General features: G+C 62.7%; 2 protein-coding genes. Both read right to left on the bottom strand.

Annotation, left to right across the window (positions count from 1 at the left end):
- Positions 1-743: 743 nt before the first annotated feature.
- Complete coding sequence (locus tag X803_RS0100330; RefSeq protein WP_026543564.1) at positions 744-2093, bottom strand: APC family permease; 1350 nt, start codon at positions 2091-2093, stop codon at positions 744-746.
- A gap of 222 nt (positions 2094-2315) precedes the next feature.
- Positions 2316-3399 (bottom strand): endonuclease/exonuclease/phosphatase family protein (locus X803_RS0100325; RefSeq protein ID WP_253907359.1); only part of this gene is annotated, 1084 nt, incomplete at its 5' end.

The raw sequence follows: 3399 nt of genomic DNA, 5'->3' as shown, positions 1-3399 counted from the left end.
ACCCCTTACACACTCAATGAAACACCCTCGCACATCGCTATCGAGAGCGGCTGCCCACTGGAGAGCAAGCGACGCACCCATTGAATGTCCGACTAAAACAAGCGGACGTCGGTGGAAATCAAGCTCTTGAAGTGCGAGTGAGCGAGCCTCGATGTGCTTGGTGAGCGCGAACGAATCAGGTTTCATTGCGGCGTCCATGGACGATCCGAACCCCAAGGGGTCCACGACGACGACAGTAGCGACGTCACCTAACCGGTCATATGCTGACCCATAGAACGCCTGACTCGCTGTGATTCCGGGTATCAGCACGAGGACCGGCTCAGCTTGCCCGAATACCCGTAGACCCAATGGGCCGCCGCTTTTGACAGTGCCGGTGCCTGGTCGCCACTTCTGTACTTTTTCCGATGTACGGTGCCGTAAAGCCCATACCGAGGCAAAAGACAGCGGGATACCTACAGCGGCCAAGACAAAGCCAAGCGTCCTATGTGGCTTGCTGACCCGCTTTCCGATACCCACATTCCTCACCCTATTACGCAACAATCGGCACATGCCGGGCAGACTCTTCAACGCGTCTCATCCTGATGTTTGATGTGTTGATTTCCGAGACGCCCCTCAGCTCAGAGGGACACGCCCTGGAACTGAACTGCCCTTCAACCGGCACTGTTGACGATCGGCCCTGTTTGCCTCAATGACGAGCATCCCCAACACCAGGACAGCGAATCGATGACGGAGGGGGATGCGCGTTAGTCGGAGTGGTGCTGGGCGGAGGTTTCCTGCGACGTTTCACCATCGCGGTTTCTACGGCGTACCACCAGCCACTGCGTCAGGAGGATGATCGAAGCCACCACCACGGTCACGACTACGGTGAATGGGTCCGACTGCGCCTTAAGGGCGGTGAAGGGCACCAGGACGGCGACGTCGAGCACGATCGCAACCCAGGGGATCCAGGTTCTGGCCTCGACCTCGTTCTTCAGGTGCCGGATGATGCCCCAGTGGATGGCGATATCCATGGCCAGATAGAGGATGGCGCCCAGGGCAGCGATTTGGGACAGGTCGAAGAAGGCGGCCATGACGATGGCCAGTCCCACGGTGATGAACAGCGATTGGTGCCCCTCCTTCCCCGGTAGACCGGGGGCTTGGCCCATGTCCCGGAGCATGTCATAGAGCTTGGAGACCGAGAACAGGCTGGCCACCAGCCCGGAAAGTGTGGCGACAACGGCGATCACCACGGTCAACCTCACCCCCCAGGACCCGAACGTCGGCTCGGCCGCCTCCGCAAGGGCGTAGTCCCGGGCTTCGATGATTTGCGGGACTGTCAGGCTGCCGGTAACGGCGACGGTGATCAGCAGGTAGAGAACGGTACACAGCCCGATGGCGATCATGATAGACCGGCCGATGTTGCGTTTGGGGTCGAGCAGGTCCGCTCCCTGATTGGTGATCGTGGTGAATCCCTTATACGCCAGGATGCACAGGGCCACCCCGGCCAGAAAACCCATCCACCCCGCTTCCGGCGGGGTCCGGTCCGCGGTGGTGAACAACCGTCCCAGGGAGGAGAGCCCGGCGGCGAGAATCCCGGCGACGGCCAGGACCGCGATACCGACGATCTTGATCGCCGCTGTCACCGTGGCGGAGCGCTCCACCCACCGGTTGCCGACGAGGTTTACCAACGCTGCGCCCGCGATGGCCGTAACGGCCAGCACCGGCACCCACAGCGCGGACTCCTGCATCCCGAAAGGCCGCAATAAATAGGTACCGAAGGTGCGGCCCAGCAGGCTTTCGGCCAGAATCATCGACACGTACATGAACAGGGAGAACGAGCCCGCAACAACTCCCGGGCCGTAAGCAGCCTTGAGCAGCATGGCGATCCCACCAGCGGACGGGTTCGTGGCGGAGTAGCGGATGTAGGAGTAGGAGCTAAACGCCACGACCACAGCACCGGCGAAGAACGCCCAAGGCACCCAACCACCGGCCAGTTCCGCGACTTGGCCCACCAGGGCGAAGATACCGGCACCGATCATCACTCCGGTGCCCAGGGCCACGGACCCCGTCAGAGACAGTTTCTGTTCGCCCTCACCGGTGGAGGAGCGTTCCATGCACGGTCCTTTCCTTCAGTCGTCCGCCGGACGTGAGCGGCGTGTATCCGCTGTGGCCGTCATGTAAAGCTACTCGTGACGGTAGTTTTAGCAAGCTGCTTCTTCAATCTGGAACGATGCTGGCGCGCTTACGTTAGGCGGTAAAACTACGTGTACCGACTCTTGACGGCGGCTTTCGCCGATTCGCCCAAACGAGGGTTTCCCGGTCACGCCCTCAGGGGATCAGGCGGTGAATTCTGTCCAGAGGGGGTAGTGGTCGGAGATCCGCCAGGACACCTCGTTCTTCGTGAGCCCGGTGTAGACGTGGGGGAGGAAGTCGATGTGCCCGGCGCGGCCGGTGTAGGTGAGGGTTTGGAGCATGCTGGTTCCGTCGGGTTCGGAGAACCAGGCGATCTGGTCGTAGAAGTGCCGGGTCTTGTCGTTATCGAAGATCGTCCGGGGCACTGTGTCCAGTTCGGTCGGCGCCCATAGCCCGGTGGACACGAACGCCTCATACAACGGGTTGCCGATGCGGTCGAGGTTGAAGTCTCCCATGACGAGGAGGTTCTCGTTCCAGTCATCGGGGCGTTCGGCCCAGTCGCGCATCCACTGTGCGAACGCGGTTAGTTCGGGTAGCCGGTCGGCGGGTCGGGCGCCCCAGAGGACGTGCACACTGGTCAGTACGAACCCGGCTGGGCCGCGGGTGAACCCGGCTGCGTAGGGGGTGCGGGCGAACTGGGGGATTGGGCCGTCGGTTCCCGGTGGCAGGACGATCTCACCGACCAGCCCGGAGGGTTGGACCCGGGCCGTGTCGTACAGGTAGGTCAGGTGTTCCCCGTTGCCGGCGGAGCCTTCGGTGACATCGGAGGTGATGAACCGCCATCCATCTCCGAGCAGGTCCATCAGGTGGTGCAGGGCGGTGGTGTTCCGGCGGACTTCCTGTAGGGCCAGCACATCGAACCGTGACGCGATCTCGGTGATGCACGTCATGGCATGGAGGTCCCGTGTCGGGGAATCCCGCGGCCCCGCGGCCCATTTCTTGGTCAGGTCCCCGAACGCCCGCGCATTCCAGGTCCCGATCAACAGGTTCGACGCGTCCTTACCCGGCACCGTGGCATCCAGCGCCGCCCGCAACCGGGCGACGTCCCGGGTGACGGAGGCGGGAGGATCGCTCGTCATGGTCCCCATCGAATCACACCAGCGCCGGACGGCATCGGCAGCGGGGTCGTCCGTGAGGCCGATGTCCGCGCGCTTGAGCCAGAACGCCCAGCAATAGCCGTTGCCCTGGTCCACGGCACCGTGCTTTGAGGGGAATCGGATGCCCATT

The organism is Arthrobacter sp. 35/47, from assembly GCF_000520475.1.
Lineage (GTDB): Bacteria > Actinomycetota > Actinomycetes > Actinomycetales > Micrococcaceae > Arthrobacter_D > Arthrobacter_D subterraneus.
This window is presented reverse-complemented; position numbering and strand designations above follow the sequence as displayed.

What these genes read in the sequence shown, in the direction of transcription:
- X803_RS0100330 (WP_026543564.1), bottom strand. Translation starts at nt 2,093, where the DNA reads ATGGAACGCTCCTCCACCGGTGAGGGCGAACAGAAACTGTCTCTGACG.